This window comes from Brevundimonas sp. Leaf168, from assembly GCF_001423685.1.
Classification (GTDB): domain Bacteria; phylum Pseudomonadota; class Alphaproteobacteria; order Caulobacterales; family Caulobacteraceae; genus Brevundimonas; species Brevundimonas vesicularis_C.
In genome coordinates, this window is the sequence record NZ_LMOY01000013.1 from 123,219 (window position 1) to 140,923 (window position 17,705).

19 protein-coding genes are annotated in these 17,705 nt (G+C 66.7%); 10 read left to right on the plus strand and 9 right to left on the minus strand.

Features of this window, described 5'->3' with window-relative positions; all coding sequences use genetic code 11:
- Positions 1–49: 49 nt before the first annotated feature.
- Genes ASF81_RS13860 through hemE form a run of 3 tightly spaced genes read right to left on the minus strand, consistent with a single transcriptional unit; the run spans position 50 to position 2,630 of the window.
- Entirely contained in the window at positions 50–517 is a 468-nt protein-coding gene (locus ASF81_RS13860) for a CopD family protein (protein ID WP_055809591.1), read from the minus strand.
- Entirely contained in the window at positions 514–1,575 is a 1,062-nt protein-coding gene (gene hemH, locus ASF81_RS13865; protein WP_055809594.1) for a ferrochelatase, read from the minus strand. Before hemH ends, ASF81_RS13860 begins: the two co-directional genes overlap by 4 nt.
- Positions 1,572–2,630: a uroporphyrinogen decarboxylase gene (hemE, locus tag ASF81_RS13870; RefSeq protein WP_055809597.1), complete on the minus strand. Its 1,059-nt coding sequence runs from the start codon at positions 2,628–2,630 to the stop codon at positions 1,572–1,574. The genes hemH and hemE overlap by 4 nt, the downstream gene beginning before the upstream one ends.
- 449 nt (positions 2,631–3,079) lie before the next feature.
- Here hemE and ASF81_RS13875 point away from each other — a divergent pair, with 449 nt between their 5' ends.
- Genes ASF81_RS13875 through dnaQ form a run of 5 tightly spaced genes read left to right on the plus strand, consistent with a single transcriptional unit; the run spans position 3,080 to position 6,745 of the window.
- Positions 3,080–3,949 carry a pyruvate, water dikinase regulatory protein gene (locus tag ASF81_RS13875; protein WP_055809600.1) on the plus strand — a complete coding sequence of 290 codons (870 nt, stop codon included), beginning with the start codon at positions 3,080–3,082 and terminating at the stop codon, positions 3,947–3,949.
- A complete protein-coding gene (locus ASF81_RS13880) occupies positions 3,946–4,542 on the plus strand; it encodes a nucleoside triphosphate pyrophosphatase (RefSeq protein WP_369814916.1) in 597 nt (198 codons plus the stop codon). Before ASF81_RS13875 ends, ASF81_RS13880 begins: the two co-directional genes overlap by 4 nt.
- The gene (locus tag ASF81_RS13885) at positions 4,539–5,369 is read left to right on the plus strand and encodes a shikimate dehydrogenase (RefSeq protein WP_055809605.1); all 831 of its coding nucleotides are present in this window, start codon (positions 4,539–4,541) and stop codon (positions 5,367–5,369) included. The genes ASF81_RS13880 and ASF81_RS13885 overlap by 4 nt, the downstream gene beginning before the upstream one ends.
- A complete protein-coding gene (coaE, locus tag ASF81_RS13890) occupies positions 5,366–5,998 on the plus strand; it encodes a dephospho-CoA kinase (protein WP_055809608.1) in 633 nt (210 codons plus the stop codon). Before ASF81_RS13885 ends, coaE begins: the two co-directional genes overlap by 4 nt.
- A 24-nt stretch (positions 5,999–6,022) precedes the next feature.
- Positions 6,023–6,745 carry a DNA polymerase III subunit epsilon gene (gene dnaQ / locus ASF81_RS13895; protein ID WP_055809611.1) on the plus strand — a complete coding sequence of 241 codons (723 nt, stop codon included), beginning with the start codon at positions 6,023–6,025 and terminating at the stop codon, positions 6,743–6,745.
- Between the two features lie 69 nt (positions 6,746–6,814).
- Here the strand turns inward: dnaQ and dapB are convergent, their stop codons facing one another.
- From dapB to dnaK, 3 genes are all read right to left on the minus strand, one after another.
- Positions 6,815–7,564 carry a 4-hydroxy-tetrahydrodipicolinate reductase gene (dapB, locus tag ASF81_RS13900; protein WP_055809615.1) on the minus strand — a complete coding sequence of 250 codons (750 nt, stop codon included), beginning with the start codon at positions 7,562–7,564 and terminating at the stop codon, positions 6,815–6,817.
- Entirely contained in the window at positions 7,561–8,763 is a 1,203-nt protein-coding gene (dnaJ, locus tag ASF81_RS13905; protein WP_055809618.1) for a molecular chaperone DnaJ, read from the minus strand. The genes dapB and dnaJ overlap by 4 nt, the downstream gene beginning before the upstream one ends.
- 175 nt (positions 8,764–8,938) lie before the next feature.
- On the minus strand, positions 8,939–10,879 hold the full coding sequence (gene dnaK / locus ASF81_RS13910; protein ID WP_255353582.1) for a molecular chaperone DnaK: 1,941 nt from the start codon (positions 10,877–10,879) through the stop codon (positions 8,939–8,941).
- A gap of 257 nt (positions 10,880–11,136) precedes the next feature.
- Between dnaK and ASF81_RS13915 the strand changes: the two genes are divergently transcribed.
- Genes ASF81_RS13915 through ASF81_RS13935 form a run of 5 tightly spaced genes read left to right on the plus strand, consistent with a single transcriptional unit; the run spans position 11,137 to position 14,365 of the window.
- Positions 11,137–11,505 (plus strand): hypothetical protein, encoded by a 369-nt coding sequence (locus ASF81_RS13915; RefSeq protein WP_055809622.1) that lies wholly within the window; start codon positions 11,137–11,139, stop codon positions 11,503–11,505.
- A complete protein-coding gene (locus tag ASF81_RS13920) occupies positions 11,468–12,106 on the plus strand; it encodes an alpha-ketoglutarate-dependent dioxygenase AlkB (RefSeq protein WP_055809626.1) in 639 nt (212 codons plus the stop codon). The genes ASF81_RS13915 and ASF81_RS13920 overlap by 38 nt, the downstream gene beginning before the upstream one ends.
- Before the next feature lie 43 nt (positions 12,107–12,149).
- Entirely contained in the window at positions 12,150–12,908 is a 759-nt protein-coding gene (locus ASF81_RS13925) for a dienelactone hydrolase family protein (RefSeq protein WP_235559379.1), read from the plus strand.
- Between the two features lie 58 nt (positions 12,909–12,966).
- Positions 12,967–13,446: an Rrf2 family transcriptional regulator gene (locus tag ASF81_RS13930; protein ID WP_055809629.1), complete on the plus strand. Its 480-nt coding sequence runs from the start codon at positions 12,967–12,969 to the stop codon at positions 13,444–13,446.
- Positions 13,424–14,365, plus strand: a complete 942-nt coding sequence (locus tag ASF81_RS13935; RefSeq protein WP_235559380.1) for an NAD(P)/FAD-dependent oxidoreductase — start codon at positions 13,424–13,426, stop codon at positions 14,363–14,365. Before ASF81_RS13930 ends, ASF81_RS13935 begins: the two co-directional genes overlap by 23 nt.
- Here ASF81_RS13935 and ASF81_RS13940 read toward each other — a convergent pair.
- The 3 genes from ASF81_RS13940 to murJ all read right to left on the minus strand — a co-directional run bounded on the left by ASF81_RS13940 (position 14,362) and on the right by murJ (position 17,602).
- Complete coding sequence (locus ASF81_RS13940) at positions 14,362–14,826, minus strand: OsmC family protein (RefSeq protein ID WP_055809633.1); 465 nt, start codon at positions 14,824–14,826, stop codon at positions 14,362–14,364. The two genes, ASF81_RS13935 and ASF81_RS13940, sit on opposite strands and share 4 nt — an antisense overlap.
- Positions 14,826–15,881 carry a tryptophan--tRNA ligase gene (trpS, locus tag ASF81_RS13945; RefSeq protein WP_055809637.1) on the minus strand — a complete coding sequence of 352 codons (1,056 nt, stop codon included), beginning with the start codon at positions 15,879–15,881 and terminating at the stop codon, positions 14,826–14,828. The genes ASF81_RS13940 and trpS overlap by 1 nt, the downstream gene beginning before the upstream one ends.
- 125 nt (positions 15,882–16,006) lie before the next feature.
- Entirely contained in the window at positions 16,007–17,602 is a 1,596-nt protein-coding gene (gene murJ, locus ASF81_RS13950; RefSeq protein ID WP_055809640.1) for a murein biosynthesis integral membrane protein MurJ, read from the minus strand.
- Positions 17,603–17,705 lie beyond the last annotated feature (103 nt).

Here is a 17,705-nt window from a genome sequence, read left to right on the forward strand (position 1 = left end):
TTCGCCGCCAGCGGAACCACAGGCGGCCGACGAGGTCAAGCGGAGCCGCTTATCGGAACGTCCACTCCGTCGTCACCGACAGCACCATGACGATGGCCAGAACGAAGGGCACTTCGTTCGTCATACGCCAGAACTTGCCGGAATATTTCGACGTGCCGGCGGCGATCTTCTTCCTTTGGGCCGCCAGGAAGCCGTGCCAGCCGCTGAGCAGGAAGACGCCCGTCAGCTTGGCGACCATCCACGGCTCGGCCAGGAAGGCGGCGCCGCGCGCCAAGACGTCGATATGGATCAGCCACAGACCGAACACCCAGGCCAGGATCATCGCCGGGTTCAGAATGATGCGCAGCAGCCGCGTCTGCCACAGGCGCAACAGGGTCTGCATTTCGCTTTTCAGCGGTTCGGGTTTGGCGTTCTGCTCGGCGTCATAGGCGTAGAGCCGAGGCAGGAACAGAAGACCCGCCATCCAGGCGATCACCGCCAGAATGTGCAGCCCGCGTGCGAGATCATAGGGGTTCATGCCGCCTGCCCTCCCTTGCGATGCGGACAGGCCTTCCAGTCCGCCTTGCACCCCTGGCCGAACGGCGCGACGCCCGCGTGGGATAACGCGCCCACTGCCGCGTCAGCTAGGGCGTCAATGAACAGTGGCTCAATCCCGACCGCCGGCGCCCGCAAATAGGGACTGGCCCCTTTTTCGTGGGCCAGTTCGCCATATTCAATATCCAGTTCGACCAAGGTCTCGATATGCTCCGAGACAAAGGCGATAGGCGTGACGACGACCCCAACGCCATCTTTGGCTGCGGTTTCAATGGCTTCAGGCGTTGACGGGCCCAGCCATTTCATCGGCCCGACCCGGCTTTGGTAGCAGATGGCGTGGTCGATCGGCCCGCGCTGCGCCTCGATGGCAGCGATGACGGCGGCGACCGTCGTCTCGATCTGCTCCTGATAGGGATCGCCCTTGCCGGTCACCAGCTTCTCGGGGATGCCGTGGGCGGAGAACAGCACCCGCACCGGCTGACCCACTGCCTCGTCCAGCTTCTCGCCGATCGCCTGGGCCTGGGCCTCAACCCAGCCTGTCGCGGCCGGATAGCAGCAGACGGCGCGGCTGACGCCCGGGCCGGTATAGGCGGCGTTCCAAGCCTTCAGCGAGGATTCCGTCGTCGTGGTCGAAAACTGCGGATAGAGCGGCAGCAGGATGACCTCGTCGGGTCCGAAGGCGGCGACCTCTGCCGCCGTCTCCTCGGTCAACGGATGCCAGTAGCGCATGGCGATGAAGACCTTGACCTCATCGCCATCGAGCCGCGCGCCAACCACCGCCTGCAAAGCCTCGGCCTGACGACGGGTTTCGGGCAGCAGCGGCGATCCCCCGCCCATCAGGGCGTAGTTGGCCTGGGCGCTGGTTTCGCGCCGGCTGGAGATTAGTTTGGCCAGAGGCGTGCGGAAGATCCCCGGAAGGCCGATGATGGCTGGGTCGTTGAACAGGTTGAACAGGAACGGCTTGACCGAAGCCTGATCGTCCGGCCCGCCCAGATTGAACAGCACCACCGCAATGCGGCGGCCGGGGGTCGCATTGCTCATTGGGCGCCGATCCGTCTCAAAACCTGTTCGACATGGTCGATCGGCACGTCCGGCAGGATGCCGTGGCCGAGGTTGAACAGCCAGGGCCCCTGCCCCCAGGCTTCCATCAGCTGATCGACACGTCGGTCCAGCAGATCCCCGCCGGCGCGCAGCAACAGCGGGTCGAGCGCCCCCTGGATAGGCTTGATCTGCTGCACCCGTTTGCCGACCTCGAGCGGGCAAGCGGTGTCCAGGGCGACGGCATCGACCTCGACCGCCTCGGCATACCGCTCTGCGAGCGCCGCAGAGCCCCGTGGGAAGCCGATGAGGGGTACAGTGACCCCCAGCTCCCGCGTGCGCTTCACCAGCGCCTGGTGGGACTTCAGGACCAATCTATCGAACAGATCATCCGGCAGACCCTCGGCCCAGCTCTCGAAAATCTTCAGAACCTGGGCCCCGGCGTCGGCCTGCATCTTCAGATACCTGGCCGTGGCCTCGACCAGAACCTCCAGCGTCTCGTCGACGCGCTCGGGATCGGCATAGGCGTAGGTGCGGGCCTGGGCGCGTTCGCCTTTGCCGATGGTGCGCGCCTGTCCGTCCAGCATATAGGTCGCCACGGTCCAGGGCGCGCCGGCGAAGCCGATCAGGGCGCGTTCCGGCTCCAGGGCAGCGCGCACGATCGACAGGGTCTCACCCACCGCCGACAGTTGCTCGCCCGCCGCCGGAGCCAGTTCGGCCATCCGACCCGGGATCGGCATTTCGCCCAGCCGCGGCCCTTCACCCGTTTCGAACCAGACGTCCTGGCCCAGGGCGCGCGGGATCAGCAGGATGTCGGCGAAGACGATGGCCGCATCGAAGCCGAACCGGCGCATCGGCTGAAGCGTCGCCTCGGCGGCCATTTCCGGGTTCAGACAGAAGGCGATGAAGTCGGGCGCCTCGGCCCTCAGCTTGCGATATTCCGGCAGATACCGACCGGCCTGGCGCATGAACCACACCGGCGGACGCTCCAACGTCTCCCCGCGGAGAGCCCGGAGCACCAAGGGTGTCGGATCGGCAGTCTGGGTCTGATCGGTCATCCCGGAGGATTAAGGTCACAGCCCCCCGCTCTCAATCCCTAATCAGATTAAGAATTAAAAGATTCGAAGTGGCAGGTAGGGCGGTGGAATGGCGGGGATGACTCGATCGGAGGCGGCGGAACAAAAGCGGATATCCACGTCTGCGATATCCCTAACGGGGATGTCGGAATGACCAATCCCGCCGGTGGACAATCCCTAACGAAACCTTAACCGGCAAGGGTTTGCGGGGACTTGCGGCTGTGAACGCGGTTAAGCACCGTTAACCTTTCATTAGGATTTTCCACAGCGGTTGGAAATTCGGTTTCCGCCTTGGGATGATCCGGCGGCGGACGACCAACGCGATCCACCATCATCCCCGCTCGCGGGCGGATCGATCAGCGGCTAAGAAAAACGGCGCCCCGACGGTCCAACGCCGTCCCCCAACTTTCAACAGGGAGACAGACAGTCTCATGAGCCCTGCGAGACCCTCGGGACCGGCCCGTCTGGCCACCTATTTCCACGTTCACCTGGTGTCGGACTCCACCGGCGAGACCTTGAACGCCATGGCCAAGGCGGTGACCGCGCGCTTCGACGGCGTCATTCCGATCGAGCACATCTATTCCCTGGTGAGGTCGGCAAAGCAGATGGAGCGGGTGCTGCAGGAGGTGGAGTCCGCGCCGGGCGTCGTTCTCCACACCCTGGTCGACCGCGATCTGCGCGAGCAGCTAGAAGAAGGCTGCCGTCGCCTGGACATGCCCCAGATCGGCGCGCTGGATCCGCTGGTCGGGGCCATGTCGCGCTATCTCGGCGCGGCCCTGTCCACCCGCGTCGGCGCCCAGCACGCGCTGGACCACGACTATTTCAACCGGATCGCGGCGCTGGACTTCGCCATGGCCTACGACGACGGCCAAGGCTCTCTGGATCAGCTGGAGGGCGCCGACGTCGTTCTGTGCGGGGTCAGCCGGACATCCAAGACCCCCACCTGCATCTATCTGGCCCACCGGGGCATCCGGGCGGCCAACGTGCCTCTGGTGCCGGGCCAGGAGGACGGCGAGCGGCTGACCAAGCTAAAGAACCCCTTGGTGATCGGCCTGACCGTGTCGCCCGATCGGCTGGTTCAGATCCGGCGCAACCGCATCGACAATCTGAACGCCAGCCAGTCGTCGAACTACACCGATCAGGACGCTGTGCGCGACGAGACGATCAAGGCGCGCCGCGCTTTCGAGCGGCGCGGCTGGCCCACCATCGACGTGACCCGCCGTTCGGTGGAAGAGACGGCGGCGGCGATCACCAATCTTCTGAGCGAGCATCGCAACCACAAGATCGGGACGACCTGGTGAAATCTGAAACTCTCATCCTGGCGTCCAAAAGCGCGGCTCGCCGCGCCATGCTGGAAAACGCCGGCGTCGCCTTTGAGGTGCGCGTCGCCGATGTGGACGAGGACGCCATCAAGGCCGTGTCGAGCAACCTGGACGCCGCCGCCCTCGCCGTTCGTCTCGCGGAAGCCAAGGCCTTGGCCGTTTCGCGTGATGACGAGACCGCCTGGGTGCTGGGCTCGGATCAGACCCTGGCCTTTGACGGCGGCCTGGTCTCCAAGGCCAGCTCTCTGGACGCGGCGCGCGAGCGGCTGAAAGCCATGCGCGGCAAGTCGCACCAGCTGCATTCCGGCGCAGCGCTGGCGACCAAGGGCCAGATCGTCTGGTCCGGTGTCGATACGGTTCAGATGCGGATGCGCGATTTCTCGGACGCCTTCCTCGACGCCTATCTGGCGGCCGAGGGCGAGGCCCTGCTGTCCTGTGTCGGCTCCTACCGGCTGGAGGGGCTGGGCTCGCAGCTGTTCGAGGCGGTGGACGGCGACTATTTCACGGTGCTGGGCCTGCCGCTCTGGCCGGTGTTGAAAGAGCTGCGTCGGGCGGGGGTGATCGCGGCATGAGTACGCACCGCATAACCGGGGCCGCCATGGTCGCCGGGATCGCCGGAAATCCCGTCGCCCATTCGCTCAGCCCGGTCATCCACAACGCCTGGCTGGCGGCCGGCGGGATCGACGGCGCTTACGTTCCCTTCGCCCCTGCCGATGCGGCCGGGTTTCAGGCCTTGGTCGCCGCGGGGCGCGCCGGTCTGATCATGGGGCTGAACGTCACCGCCCCGTTCAAGGAACAGGCCTTCGCCCTGGCGGATCAGGCGACGGCGGCGGCGCGGCTGACGTCCTCGGCCAATATCCTGCAGTTCGAAAACGGCCGGGTGCTGGCCGACAGTTCCGACGGAGTCGGCCTGATGCTCGGCCTGAAGGAACAGGCGCCGGACCTGGACGTGGCCGGGCGGCCGGTGGTGATGCTGGGCGCCGGGGGCGCGGCCCGTGCAGGGTCCGGCGCCTTGGTCGAGGCCGGCGCCGAGGTGCGCATCGTCAACCGTTCGCCCGAACGTGCTGAGGCCCTGGCCGCCGATCTTGGACCCTCGGTTCGGGTCATGGCGGACGGCGACGCCTTCGACGGCGCGGCCCTGGTCATCAATGCGCTGAGCGTCCCGCCCAGCATCGACTTCGACCGAATCGCGCCCGGCACGGTGGTGATGGACATGACCTACAAGCCGCTGGCCACGCCCTTCCTGACGGCGGCGCGCGAACGCGGCCTGCGGACAGTGGATGGACTGGCCATGTTGATCGGCCAGGCGGCGCCGTCGTTCGAAGCCCTGTTCCGCCGCCCGCCGCCGCGTCTCGATCTTCGGGTCCTCTTGATGACCTATCTGGGCGAGACGGCATGATCCTGCTCGGCCTCACCGGCTCCATCGGCATGGGCAAGTCGACGACGACGGCCATGTTCGCCGATCTGGGCGCGGTCGTCTGGAACGCCGACGACTCGGTGCACCGCCTCTATCTGCCCGGCGGTGCGGCGGTCGGTCCTGTAGGCCAAGCCTTTCCTGGCGTCGTCGTGGACGGCGCGGTCGATCGCACGCGTCTGGCCGAGGCGCTTGGGAAAGACGACACGGCGTTCCGTCGTCTGGAAGCCATCGTCCACCCCCTGGTCGCCCAGGATCGCGCGGCGGATCTGGAAGCGGCGCGCACGGCGGGTGTGAAACTGGCGGTTCTGGACATCCCCCTGCTGTTCGAGACGGGTGGGGACAGGGCCGTCGACGCCGTCGTGGTGGTCACCGCCGATCCGGCGATCCAGGCGGAGCGCGTCCTGGCCCGTCCCGGCATGACCCGCGAACGGTTCGACGCCATCCTGGCGCGCCAGATGCCGGACGCCGAAAAGCGTGCGCGGGCGGATTTCGTCATCGACACCGGCCGGGGTTTGGAGGCCGCGCGGGCCGAGGTCGAGGCGATCGTGGCCGCCGTTCTGGACCCGTCGTGGATATCTCCCCGGCGAGGCGCGGCGAGCCTTTCGCGCTGAGGCGAATGCCGCCATTAAGGGCGAATGGCGCGCGAGATCGTTTTGGATACGGAAACCACCGGCTTCGACCCCAAGACGGGCGACCGGTTGATCGAGGTCGGCTGTATCGAGATCCAGGACCTGCTGCCGACGGGCCGCACCTTCCACCGGTTCGTCAATCCCGAGCGGCTGATCCCGCCCGACGCCATCCGGGTTCACGGCATCACCGACGAAAAGGTCAAGGATGCGCCCAAGTTCGCCGAGATCGCAGACGAGCTGATCGAATTCATCGGCGATGCGCAGATGATCGCCCACAACGCCGCCTTCGACCGTAACTTCATCGACTTCGAATATGCGCGGTGCGGCCGGCCGATCACCGGCGAGGCGCGCTGGATCGATACGCTGAAACTGGCCCAGACCCGGTTTCCGGGCATGCCCAACTCGCTGGACGCCCTGTGCAAACGCTACAAGGTGTCGCTGGTCGAGCGGACGCTGCACGGCGCCCTGATCGACGCCCGTCTGCTGGCCGAGGTCTATCTGGAGCTTCGCGGCGGCAAGGAGCGGGTGCTGGACCTGTCGTCCGCGCCGGTCGGTCGTGGCCCCGGCGGCGTCATCGAAACCGCCGCCTACGGCCAGCGCCCCCGCCCCCTGGCGCCGCGCTCCACGCCCGAGGAACAGGCCGCCCACGTCGCCTTCCTCGCCAAGGCGCTGAAGGACCGCTCTCTGTGGGAAGCCTACGGCCTGCCGGCGCAGGAAGACGCGGCTTAGTCTCTTTTTAGCGCTCAAGTCGTGAGCGACCGCGTCGCGAACGTAGCGCGGCGCGTCAGCGCCTAAAAACTATGCCTGCCGGAAGCCCAGCACGTCCTGCATGTCATAGAGACCGGGCCCTCGCGTCCGCACCCAGGCGGCGGCGGCGACCGCGCCCTTGGCGAACAGCGACCGATCGATCGCCGAATGGCTCAGGGTCAGCACCTCATCTTCCGACGCGAACAGCACCGTGTGCTCGCCGATGATGCCGCCGGCGCGGATGGAGGAAAAACCGATCTTGCCGCTCTCGCGCTCGCCCTGGACCCCGTCGTAGGGTTTGGAGCGCAGGTCATCCAGATCGGCGAACCGCCCCTCGGCGGCGGCTTCGCCCAGCATCAGGGCCGTGCCCGAGGGTGAATCGACCTTGCGGCGGTGGTGGGCCTCGGTGATCTCGATGTCCCAGTCCTGGGCGTCCAGACGCTGGGCGGCGTGCTGGACCAGGCCGATCAGGATGTTCACGCCCAAGGAGAAGTTGCCGCTCTTGACGATGGCGACCTTCTCGGCGGCCTTCATCAGGTCGGCCTCCTGCTCTTCTGTGAAGCCGGTCGAGCCGATTACCAGGGCCGGGCCGCCGCGCTCGGCTGCGCTCTGGGCCAGGGCCACCGAGGCGGCCGGGGTCGAGAAGTCGATGATCACGTCGCACAGCGACAGGTCGGCGGTCTCGCCCCAATCGAAGCGGGCGGCGACCACCACGTCCTCGCGGGCATCCAGAACCTGAGAGACCGCACGCCCCATCCGGCCGCGATAGCCGGAAATGCCGGCGTGGAAGATTGCGCTCAAACCGCGTTCTCTTTCGACCCGTCCGCGTCCTGACTGCCCAGGATGTCGGCCCAGAAACGCTTCGCCTTTCCGGCAAAGCTGGAATTCCTGGGGTTCTGCCCCTCCCCGAACGACAGGGCAAGCTCTTCCAGCAACTCACGCTGGCGCGCGGTCAGATCGGTGGGCGTCTCGACGAACAGCTCGACGACCAGATCGCCCCGGTTGCGGCCGTTCAGATGGGGCATGCCCTTGCCCTTGATGCGCACGGTCTTGCCGGTCTGGGCGCCGGCCGGCACGGCGACCGAGGCCTTGCACTTGCCGTCGCAGGCCGTGGAGACCAGGCAGGGCGCGTCGATCTCGCCGCCCAGAGCCGCCACCGTCATCGGCACGGGCACGGTGACCAGCAGGTCCAGATTGTCGCGCTCGAACAGGTCGTGCGGCGTGACAGAGATGAAGACGTACAGATCGCCGCGCGGTCCGCCGCGCTGGCCCGCATCGCCCTCGCCCGACAGACGGATGCGCGAACCGTCGTCCACGCCGGCGGGGATTTTCAGGTTCAGGGTGCGGGTTTTGCGAACCTGGCCATGCCCGTGGCAGGTGGTGCAGGGATCGGCGATCATCTGACCCTGGCCGTGGCAACGGGGGCAGGTGCGCTCGACCTGGAAGAAGCCGTTGGCCTGGCGCACGCGACCGGCGCCCTGGCAGGTGGTGCAGGTGACGGGCTTGGTCCCCGGCTTGGCGCCTGACCCCTCGCAGGTGTCGCAGGTCATGGTGGAGGGGATGTCGATCTCGACGTCTTCGCCCTTGTAGGCCTGCTCCAGGGTGATCTCCAGATCGTAGCGCAGGTCCGAGCCCCGGCGTGGTCCGCCCTGCTGGCCCCGGCCCTGACGTCCGCCGAACGCGTCGCCGAACGCATCGCCGAAGACCTGGGAGAAAATGTCGTTGATGTCCGAGAATCCCTGGCCGCCCTGGCCGAAGGGATTGCCGCCCCCGCCGCCGTTCACGCCCGCATGGCCGTAACGATCATAGGCCGCGCGCTTGTTGTCGTCCGACAGCACCGTATAGGCCTCGGACAGCTCCTTGAACTTGGCCATCGACTCTTCCGAACCGCCGTTGCGGTCGGGGTGGTGAACCATGGCCAGCTTGCGGTAGGCGGCTTTCAGGCCGGGGGCGTCGATCGTGCGTTCGACACCCAGAACTTCGTAATAATCACGCGCCATCGGGCGTTCGTCCTCATACTTCCCCGTTCGCTTTCGCCTCGCCTCTTATCGAGCGTTGGTCGAAATCGATGTCCCGGCTGACATGGGGTCCGGGACCAATGATGCAAGTTTCATGAAAAGGCCCCGCCTATCGCAAGACAAGCGGGGCCGTATCATTTCAGCGACCTGTGACGGATCAGGCGCTCTTCTTGTCGTCGCCGTCCGTGTCCGACACTTCCTCGAACTCGGCGTCGACCACGCCGTCGTCGGCCGGCTGGCCTTCGGCGGCGGCGTCGCCCTGTTGCTGGGCGTACATGGCTTCACCCAGCTTCATCGAGGCCTGGACCAGGGTGTTGGTCTTGGCGCGGATGTCTTCTGGATCCGTGCCTTCGCGCGCAGTCTTCAGCTCGGCCAGTCCGGTCTCAATGGCCGTCTTCTCGTCGGCGCCCACCTTGTCACCGTGCTCGGCCAGGGCCTTTTCGGTAGAGTGGATCAGGCTGTCGGCGGCGTTCTGCGCCTCGACCAGATCCTTCTTGGCCTTGTCGGTGGCGGCGTTGGCCTCGGCTTCCTTGACCATCTTGTCGATGTCGGCGTCCGACAGGCCGCCGTTCGCCTGGATGCGGATCGACTGCTCCTTGTTGGTCGCCTTGTCCTTGGCCGAGACGTTGACGATGCCGTTGGCGTCGATGTCGAAGGCGACCTCAATCTGCGGCATGCCGCGCGGCGCCGGCGGAATGCCCATCAGGTCGAACTGACCCAGCATCTTGTTGTCCGACGCCATCGGACGCTCGCCCTGGAAGACCCGGATCGTCACAGCCGACTGGTTGTCGTCGGCGGTCGAGAAGGTCTGGCTCTTCTTGGTCGGGATCGTCGTGTTGCGCTCGATCAGGGGCGTGAACACGCCGCCCAGGGTTTCGATGCCCAGGGTCAGCGGCGTCACGTCCAGCAGCAGCACGTCCTTGACGTCGCCTTGCAGAACGCCGGCCTGAACGGCGGCGCCCAGGGCCACGACTTCGTCAGGGTTCACGCCCTTGTGCGGCTCCTTGCCGAAGAAGGCCTTCACGGCTTCCACGACCTTGGGCATGCGGGTCATGCCGCCGACCAGAACCACTTCGTCGATGTCCGAAGCTTTCAGGCCGGCGTCGGCCAGGGCCTTCTTGCACGGCTCGATCGTGCGCTGGACCAGATCCTCGACCAGGCTTTCCAGCTTTGCGCGCGTCAGCTTGATGTTCAGGTGCAGCGGACCCGAGGCGTTCATGGTGATGAACGGCAGGTTGACCTCGTACTGGGTCGTGGTCGACAGCTCCTTCTTGGCCTTTTCGGCCTCTTCCTTCAGGCGCTGCAGGGCCAGCTTGTCCTGGCGCAGGTCGACCGACTGCTCCTTCTTGAACTCGTCCGCCAGGTAGTCGACCAGACGCAGGTCGAAGTCTTCGCCGCCCAGGAAGGTGTCGCCGTTGGTCGACTTCACCTCGAACACGCCGTCGCCGATCTCCAGGATTGAGACGTCGAAGGTGCCGCCGCCCAGGTCATAGACGGCGATCTTCTGGCCGTCGTTCTTTTCCAGACCATAGGCCAGCGCCGCCGCGGTCGGCTCGTTGATGATGCGCAGCACTTCCAGGCCGGCGATCTTGCCGGCGTCCTTGGTCGCCTGACGCTGGCTGTCGTTGAAGTAGGCCGGCACGGTGATCACGGCCTGGGTGACCTTGTCGCCCAGATAGGCCTCGGCCGCTTCCTTCATCTTGGTCAGGGTGAAGGCCGAAATCTGCTGCGGGGAATAGTCCTTGCCGAAGGCGCGCACCCAGGCGTCGCCGTTCGGGCCCTTGACGATCTCATAGGGCACCATGCCCTTGTCCTTGGCGACGACGGGATCATCGAAGTTGCGGCCGATCAGGCGCTTGATCGCGAAGAAGGTGTTGGACGGGTTGGTGACGGCCTGGCGCTTGGCGGGTTGACCCACCAGCACTTCCGCGCCGTCCTGGATCGCCACGACCGACGGGGTCGTGCGGTTGCCCTCGGCGTTTTCGATCACCTTCGGCGTCTTGCCGTCCATGACGGCGACGCACGAGTTGGTGGTGCCCAGGTCGATGCCGATAATCTTGGCCATGTGTTCTTCAGTCTCTCTGGTTCGGCGGGCGATGCGGCGGCCTTCGACGAAGCGCCGCGCGTGACCGCCCCCGGTTGGGTTGGCGTGGATCAGGCTGGATAGCCCCAAGTTTCGCGGGGTTTCTCCGAAGCTGGCCCCGATATGGGAAAATCCCCCCCGCCCGCAAGGGCGTTATGCGATTCAAAGCTTTCGAAGAACGCGGAAATTCGAAGATGCAGAGACAGCGATCGTCGGGCATAAGATTTCCCGTCGCGATCTGGGGACCGCGATCGAGGAAGGGAGAGGAAACAATGATCAAGACCCTGCTGAAGGCCGTCGTCGCGGCTGCCGTTCTTGTCGGCTCCGCTGCGGCCGCCGCGCCGCCTGCTGCGACGCCCATGGTCCAGTCGAAGGACGGCTATGATCGGCACGTCACCATCAAGAACCGCACCGGCTGGACCATGTTGCGCTTCTACGCGTCGGATTCACGCAGCGACGACTGGGAAGAGGACATCCTGGGCTCGGACGTTCTGGAAAGCGGGCAGGATGTGCGCATCAACATTGATGACGGCTCGGGCGCCTGCATCTATGACTTCAAGGCCGAGTTCACCAACGGTCAGGAGCTGACGCGGTCGCGCATCAATGTCTGTGAGGTCAGCGAATACACCTATACCCGTTGAGGTGAAGAGCGCCGTCGAGGGCTTCCGGCTCTGGCCGGGGGCGCTCAATGCAGCGGCGCAGGCTGATCTGGTCGCCGAGGTGTTCGCCCGACTGGATGACGCGCCGCTTTATCGGCCGACCACACCGGGCGGTCGGCTTTTTTCGGTTCAGATGAGCAACTTCGGTCCGCTGGGCTGGGTCTCCGACCGGGGCGGCTATCGCTACCAGTCGATCCATCCCGAGACCGGGCGACCCTGGCCGGCGATCCCGACTGTGCTGCTCAATCTGTGGCACGCCACGGTCGGCTGGCCCACACCGCCGGACGCCTGTCTGGTCAATCTGTATCGCGATGCGGCGAAGATGGGCCTGCATCAGGACAAGGACGAGGCCGATCTCGGCGCGCCTGTCCTGTCGGTGTCGTTGGGAGACACGGCCACGTTCCGCATCGGCGCGGCGGACGGCGGACGCACCACGACGTTGAGACTGGACAGCGGCGACGTCAGCGCCCTGACCGGACCCGCGCGCCTGGCCCGCCACGGCGTCGACCGCGTGCTGGCCGGATCGTCGCGCCTGATCCCCGGCGGCGGCCGGCTGAACCTGACGCTGCGCCGCGCCGGTTGAGCACCGGATTTTTGGACTGGCTTTCGCCGTCCGGCTGCGGCGTATGTCGGAGATGGATGATCTGAAGCGTCGTTGGGCCCGGCTGGAGCCCGCCATCACCGTCGTGGGCCCGGACGACGACCGGCCCCGTCCTGCAGTGCTGATGTTCCATGGCTGCGGGGGTCTGCGCGATCACCTGCCCCGCTATGCCGAGGTCGCCAAGGCGGCGGGCTGGCGCGCCTTCATCATCGATTCCTACGGCCCGCGCGGCTGGGGCCGGGCCTTCACCCTGGCGGCGGTCTGCACAGGCTTGTCGTTCCGGGGCTATGAGCGGGTGGGCGACGTGCTGGCGGCGATCCGGGGCGTTTCGGCACGCCCCGATGTCGACGCGACGAAGCTGGCCCTGGCCGGGTGGAGCCACGGCGGCTGGTCGATCATGGAGATGATGAGCGGCGCGCCGACGCCCGGCGCCTTTGGCGTGATCGATCCCGCCGAGGCCGACTTGTCCGGCGTCAAGGCGGTTTGGCTGGCCTATCCCTACATCGGCCCGTTCGCCTTCAACCGGTTGAAGCCCTGGCGGCATTGCCCGCGCGTCCTGGCCGTCACCTGCAAGCGCGACCACCTGACCACTGTGCGCAACGCCGAACAGGTCAACGCCATGATCCGCAACTGCGGCTCCGAGGTCGAAAGCTGGATCGCCGCGGGCACTCACGCCTTCGACGAACCCACCAACAATGGCCCGATGCGCCACGATCCGACCCTGACGGTCGAGGCCCTGCGCCGTTTCGGCGCCTTCCTGACCGACGCCGTCCCACACGGCTGAAAAATAAAGCAGACCCGCGCTCTTGACGGGCGATCCATCACGTAACAATTGCAGTTACATGAAAAGGGATTCTCGTCTGTCCAACATCCTCCATGCCCTGCTGCACATGGCCGAGCATGAGACACGCACCGGCTCGCCCATGACCTCGGACCAGTTGGCGGTCTGCCTTTCGACCAATCCCGTGGTGGTGCGCCGAACCATGGCCGGTCTGCGCGAGCAGGGATTGGTGGCGTCGGAAAAGGGGCATGGCGGCGGCTGGCGCCTGTCGCGACCGCTGGATCAGGTCACTCTGGGTCAGGTGAACACAGCCCTTGGCGGCGCGGATCTGTTTCCGGCCGCTCCGCCTGTCGAGGCCGACGGCTGCCTGGTCGAGGCGGCGGTCAATGACGCCCTGGCCGAGACCTACGCCGCCGCCCGCGCCCTGCTGATCGCGCGTCTGAACGACATAACCCTGGCCGATCTGGCGGCGGATTTCTCGCGCCGCATGGCCGAACATCCCAAGAGAGACCTCCTGCATGCCCACGCCCGAAAGTCCTGACGTCATGCCGCACGACGCCCTGATCATCGGCGGCTCCTATGCCGGCCTGTCCGCAGCCATGCAGCTGGTCCGCGCGCGCCGCCGCGTTCTGGTCATCGACGACGGCCGGCCGCGCAATCGGTTCGCCGCTCGCGCCCATGGCGTCCTGACAAATGACGGAAAGCCCGGCGCTGAGATCACGGCGTCGGCTCGAGCCCAGGTCGCGGCCTATCCGACCGCCGCCTTCCGCATGGCGGAGGCGGTCGAGGTCGAACGGATCGATGGCGGTTTCTCGGTCGCCTTCGCTGACGGCACACGGACAAGCGGTCGCCGGCTGCTGCTGTCGCACGGTGTCGAGGACGTGCTGGTCGACATCCCGGGGGTGAAGGAACGCTGGGGCCGCACCGCCCTGCACTGTCCCTGGTGCCACGGCTATGAGATCGGCGGCGGCCCCATCGGCGTGCTGGGGCGCGGCGATCACGTGGTCCAGTATGCGGCGACGGTCGCCGAATGGGGCCAGGTCACCCTGTTCATGGATCTGGACGTCGGCCTGTCGCCCGAGGACGCCCATCTGCTGGATCGACGCGGGGTCACCATCGAGGCCACGCCCATCGCGCGGCTGGAGGGCGAGGCGCCGGACCTGAGCGGCGCGCGGCTGACCGACGGACGGTTCTTCGAGCTGAAGGCTATCTTCGTCGGCGCCAATGTGCGCGTCGCCAGCCCCTTCGCCGAGCGGCTGGGCTGCGAGATGACCGAAACCCCGATGGGGCGCGTGATCAAGGTGGACGCCATGCAGCAGACGACCCAGCCGGGCGTCTTCGCCGCCGGCGACTTGGCGCGCGCCGCCTCCAACATCACCCTGGCGACCTCGGATGGCATGATCGCCGCCCACGCCCTGTTCAGGTCCCTGGTCGAGGAAGAGACGGCGGTCGCCGCCTAGCCGATCGTCGCCTCGACCGTGATGGTCGCGCGGACCGAATGGGCCATTTCGCAATGGTCGTGGGCCTGGTGGTGCAGGGCGTCGATCTCGGCCTGATCGGGTTCGCGGCCGGCGAAGCTGGTGAAGGGGCGCAGCGTCACCTCGGCGAGGTAGCGCTTGCCGTTCTCGTCCTTGCCCATCTTGCCCGACGCCTCGTCGACATAGGTGTCGACCACCAGGCCGGCGTTGGCGGCGAAGGCCAGGAACCACAGCATATGACAGCTGGACAGAGAGGCGATCATCGCCTCTTCCGGATCGACGCCGGCCGGATCGGACATCGGCACGGGCACGCTGGAGGGCGCCGACGACCCCGGCACCACCGCACCGCCGTCGAAGCTCCAGGAATGGGCGCGGCTGTAGCCCTTGTCCAGAAAGGGCTGGTCGCCGCGGGTCCAGACGACCTTGGCCTCGTAGACGCCCATTACGCCCTCCAGAAGCCGACGATCTTCTTGACCTCGTCCACCACAGGATCAGCGACCTCGGCGGCGCGTTCGGCGCCGGCCTTCAGCACGCGGTCGATCTCGGCCGGGTCGTCGATCAGGCGGCGCATCTCGGCCGTCACGGGCGCCAGAGACGACACCGCCAGGTCCGCCAGCGCCGGCTTGAAGGCGCCGAAGCCCTGGCCGCCGAACTGTGCGATCACCTGTTCGCGGGTCAGGCCCGCCAACGCCGCATAGATGGCGACCAGATTCTTGGCCTCGGGCCGTTCGTTCAGGCCCTCCAGGGTTTCCGGCAACGGCTCGGGATCGGTCTTGGCCTTCTTGATCTTGGAGGCGATCGTGTCGGCGTCGTCGGTCAGGTTGATGCGGCTGTTGTCGGACGGATCCGACTTGGACATCTTGGCCGCCCCGTCGCGCAGGGACATGACGCGGGTCGCCGGTCCCTGGATGATCGGCTCGGGTACGGGGAAGAAGCCGGGAACGCCGAAGTCGTTGTTGAACTTGGCGGCGATGTCGCGGGTCAGCTCCAGATGCTGTTTCTGGTCCTCTCCGACCGGCACTTCGGTGGCCTTGTACAGCAGGATGTCGGCCGCCTGGAGCACGGGATAGGTGTAGAGGCCGACCGAGGAGCGTTCCTTGTGCTTGCCCGACTTCTCCTTGAACTGGGTCATCCGGTCGAGCCAGCCGAGGCGGGCGACGCAGTTGAAAATCCAGGCCAGCTCGGCATGGGCGCGTACGGCCGACTGCGGGAAGATGATCGCCTTTTCCGGATCCAGGCCCGAGGCCAGATAGGCGGCGGCGATCTCGCGCGTCTGGGCCGTCAGTTTGGCCGGATCCTGCCACACGGTGATGGCGTGCATGTCGGCGACAAAGACATATACCGGCGCGCCCTGGTCCTGCAGTTCCACGAACCGCTTCAGGGCGCCGAGATAGTTGCCCAGGTGCAGCGCGCCTGAGGCCTGGATGCCGGACAGGATGCGGCGCGGGCCGTCATAGTTAGGGACGGGGGTCGCAACGTCCGGGGTTTGGTCGGTCATGGGATCGGGTCTCGGAAAGTCGAAAGGCAGGCGTGGCGAGGCAGGCGGCGGGTCAGCCGCGCCATCGCAGGTCATGGATCAGGCCCGAGGTCGTCATGGCCTCGCGCTTATCGGTTCGCCGTCTGTCAGTCCAGACCAGAGACCGCGCCGCCGCCGGGCTCGCGCCTCAGCGTAGCCTTCAGTTCCGAGATCGTGACGGCCCGGAACGCCAGCAGGCAGAAGCCGTAAAGGCCCGCCCCGGCGCCGCAGACCACCAGGACGGCGATCTCCTTGGCCAGGAACAGGCGGCTAAGCTGCGGATAGAAGACGTCGGCGGCGAACAGCAGGGCGGCCATCATGGCGCTGGCGGCGATGACGCGCGCGATGCGCGACAGGAAGGCCGGCGACGGCCGCCAGCTGTTCTCGCGGATCAGGACCCCGCCCAAAAGGGCGACATTGACCCAGGCCGAGGTGCTGGTGGCGATGGCCAGGCCCAGCACCCCGTCCCAGCCCTGACGGCGGAACCAGAAGAATAGGGCCGAGCCCAGGATGACGGTGATGACCACGCTGGCCACGGCGAAGATCATCGGACGGCGCGTGTCCTGGCGCGCGAAGAAGGGCGGGGTCAGAACCTTGGCCAGGACGAAGGCCGGCACGCCCCAGGCGAACTGACGCAAAACATCGGCGGTGCGGGCGGCGTCGGCCGAGGTGAAGGCGCCGCGCGTTACGGTCGCGTCGATGATGAAGAAGGGAATGACGAACAGGGCAACCGCCGCCGGCAGGGTGAAGGCCATCGCCAGATTGATGCCGTCGTCCAGCGTCTTCTGCCCGCCCTCGTGATCCCCATCGACAAACGCCTTGGTCAGGCGCGGCACCAGGGCCAGGCCGATAGCGACGCCCACCAGGCCCAGCGGCAGTTGATACAGCCGGTCGGCGTTATACAGCACCGAACGCGCGCCCTCGTCCGACCCTGTCAGGAACTGCGACACCAGAGAGTTGATCTGAAGCGCCCCGCCCGCCAGGGCGCCGGGCACGGCGAGCGCCAGGGTGTGACGCACATTCGGCGTGATGCGCGGAAGGCCGATCTTCAGCCGAACGCCCAGACGCCGCACGCCCCACCACAAGAGACTGGCCTGGATCAGGCCCGACACCGTCACCGCCGCCGTCACCATCAGCAGCACCGTCTCCTGCGGAATCGGCAGGATCAGCGGCGGCATTAGGGCGGCCAGGGTGCACAGGTTCAGAAACACCGGCACGGCCGCCGACAGAGCGAACCTACCGCCCGTGTTCAGTACGCCAGACAGCAGCGAGGCCACGGTCATACAGGCCAGATAAGGCATGGCCAGTTGGGTCGCGATTACGGCGGCGCGCAGCACCTCGGGCTGACCCTGATAGGCCGACAGCAGCCATGGCATGATCCAGGGCATCACGACCTGAAGCAGGATGCAGAAGCCGGCGACCACGGCCAGCATGAAGCTGAGCGCCTCGGACGCCGTGACAGCGGCGGCTTCCTCGCCCTCGCGCGCCCGAACCCCGCCATAGACCGGCACGAAGGCCTGGGCGAAGGCGCCCTCGGCGAACAGGCGGCGGAACATGTTGGGCAGCATCAACGCCGTGGTGAAGGCGTCCATCATCGGCCCCTGGCCGAAGCGCGCCGCCAGCGCCATGTCGCGCACGAAGCCGAGAATTCGACTGCCCAGCGTCAGGGTCGACTGCACCAGGGTGTTTCGGGCGAGGCTCATGCGATCTTTGGCTCTATTCTCCCCGCTCATCCCCGCGAAAGCGGGGATCCAGTGCTTTCGCGGCGCACTGACCTGTCCGGGATTGGCATATCGCCAACTCGAA